The 2,583-nt window shown below is 49.5% G+C and carries 2 protein-coding genes; one reads left to right on the top strand and one right to left on the bottom strand.

Going from position 1 to position 2,583, the window contains the following annotated elements; translation table 11 throughout:
- The coding region (locus VN105_RS08900; protein WP_325639984.1) for a dihydroxy-acid dehydratase at window positions 1–1,082 on the top strand (1,082 nt) is incomplete at its 5' end.
- A 6-nt stretch (window positions 1,083–1,088) separates the two neighbouring features.
- Here the strand turns inward: VN105_RS08900 and VN105_RS08895 are convergent.
- The coding region (locus VN105_RS08895; RefSeq protein WP_325639982.1) for a M60 family metallopeptidase at window positions 1,089–2,583 on the bottom strand (1,495 nt) is incomplete at its 5' end.

Raw genomic sequence — 2,583 nt, 5'->3', positions numbered from 1 at the left:
CAAGCGCCATAGAAGCTTTGGGTATGAGCCTGCCCTATTCGTCGTCGAACCCCGCTGTAAGCCGGCATAAAAAAGAAGAATGCACCGCCATCGGGAAAGCCGTCAAACTGCTGTTAGAGAAAGATATTAAGCCCCGGGATATCATGACCCGCAAGGCTTTTGAAAATGCCGTTACCCTGGTGATGGCGCTCGGTGGCAGTACAAACGCCGTACTGCACCTGATTGCGATCAGTAAAAGTGTGGAAGTGCCGCTTACTCCCGACGATTTCCAGGACATCAGCAACCGTGTGCCATTGCTGGCCGATTTTAAACCCAGTGGTAAATACCTGATGCAGGACCTGCATCAGCATGGAGGAGTGCCTGCAGTGATGAAGTATTTACTGGAGAAAAAGATGTTGCACGGAGACTGCCTGACGGTTACTGGTAAAACCCTGGCAGAAAACCTGGAGCACGTTCCGCAGCTGGACTTCAATAAACAAAAAATCGTAATGCCGCTGGAAACCCCGCTTAAATCCAGCGGACATTTGCAGGTATTATATGGGAACCTGGCGGAGAAAGGAAGTGTTGCAAAAATAAGCGGTAAAGAAGGAGAACGTTTTAGCGGGCAGGCCCGCGTTTTTAATAACGAAGAAGCGTTCCATACGGGCATCCGGACTGGCAAGGTGAAGGCCGGCGATGTGGTGGTGATCCGTTATATCGGGCCGAAAGGCGCACCAGGCATGCCAGAAATGCTAAAACCTACCGGAGCTATTATTGGCGCAGGATTAGGTAAAACTGTGGCTTTGATCACAGATGGCCGGTTCAGTGGCGGCACCCATGGTTTCGTGGTGGGACACATTACACCGGAAGCCTGTGAAGGCGGGTTGATTGCTTTGGTGGAAGATGGTGACCTGATAGAAATTGATGCTGTAACCAACACGCTTAACCTGAAGGTAGACGCAGCCGTAATAGCAGAGCGCCGCAGCAAATGGGTGAAACCTGCAGTTAGCGCAAAAAGTGGCGTATTGTTAAAATACGCCCGGGCAGTAAGCAGTGCTTCCGAAGGATGTGTAACTGATCTTGCAGGGGAGGAGCTGCTTTGATCATTATTATTTCAACTCCTCCGGCAACCAGGTTGGATAATCACCTACAGCCTTCTTCGCCGTTTCCGTAACAGGCACCTGCCATTTCTCAAAAAAGAGGGACAGGTTTTTCTGCGTAGCGGCACAGATAGCCGTAAACCAGCAATCCCGTTTATCGTCTTCTGATACCGGGTATTGCGAAGCCGGCAGGGCGCGGTATTTTTTGAACACCGCTTCAATAGGCTGCCAGCCGAAACCTTCAATGAGTTCGATGTACATTTTTAGAGCAAGGAACGGATCTTCACAAAATTTATCAAAACCCGGCTGCCCTTTCATATACTTTCTTATATCATCAATCACAGCTTGTTTACCGGAAATGTTTTCGTGGTTATAAAGTCCTTTGTGTAATACGTGATCATATACATACATGGTGTACAGGTTCACGGTTACTTCGCCCAGGCCATTGAAATCAATACCCCAGAACTGATGACGGTGGCCCAGTTCATGAAAATGACCCCATGAGCCTTTGGCGCGCAGCTGCGCTTCATCCAGCATAAGGGCACAGCTTTCATCATCCGGCGCCATAATTTTATGCGGGGCTGTAAACATATAACCAAAGGCTACCTGCTGGTCTATAATGATCCTTTCCGGGTGCACCCGGTTGGGAGAAATATCTGCCAGTTTTGCATCTGCGTCCATTACTTCATCCCAGAATTGCAGGAGCTTCCCCGGATCATCCAGCTGCCGGATGCGATAGGAGGGAACGGTGAGAATAATTTTATCTGTAGCCAGTTCCGCCCATGGCGCGGGGTAATGGCGGACGGTATTTTTCCAGTCTTCCAAACGGGTAACGCCCTGCTTGAAATAAGGGCTTTTAACCGCGCCTTTTACCTGTACGGTAAGCGTTTTCAGGGAAGAAGTGTCCGGTATATTGATCATCAGCAGTCCGCCGAAAGGAGAAAAAATGGTAGTCGCCGGTTGTTCCAGCTCAAACGTTCTTGTGAGGTTGTCGATATGGCGGGTATAATAATCCATGTGACCGAGGTTATCTTCATGCACGCCTATCTGCGCTTTCAGGTGTTGGGGAACACAGTTTTGAGGTATGGTAACTATTACTGTGTCGCCCGCTGCTACGTATAGCCCAGTGCTGTGCCACCTGTAAAAAGTTCCATCGGGTTCCAGTAAGCCTTGTGTACCGGCTTTTACGGGGATCACTACCTGTTCATTCACTCTTGGAGCGGTTTGGCTTACTTCGCCGGGAAATATCCTGCTGGCGGGATGTATATACCCTGTGTCGGGATGCGATCGCTGGCGTTGTGCCGCCAGGTAGTTCTGCACCCGGTAGGTTAACATAGTTTTTATATCGCTTTTTGGAAGAGGATGTTCGGGAGAAGGGATGATAGGTTCTTTTGAGGTGTCGAATATAGACCTGATCTTCCCGGATATGGCAGTGGTATCTGCATTATTGAATAAGTAGTTGGCAATGGTGCTGGAATAGGCGTCTGCTTCCGTTGCAGGAGGC

The organism is Chitinophaga sp. (assembly GCF_035564935.1).
In the GTDB taxonomy this organism is placed as follows: Bacteria; Bacteroidota; Bacteroidia; order Chitinophagales; family Chitinophagaceae; genus Chitinophaga.
This window is presented reverse-complemented; position numbering and strand designations above follow the sequence as displayed.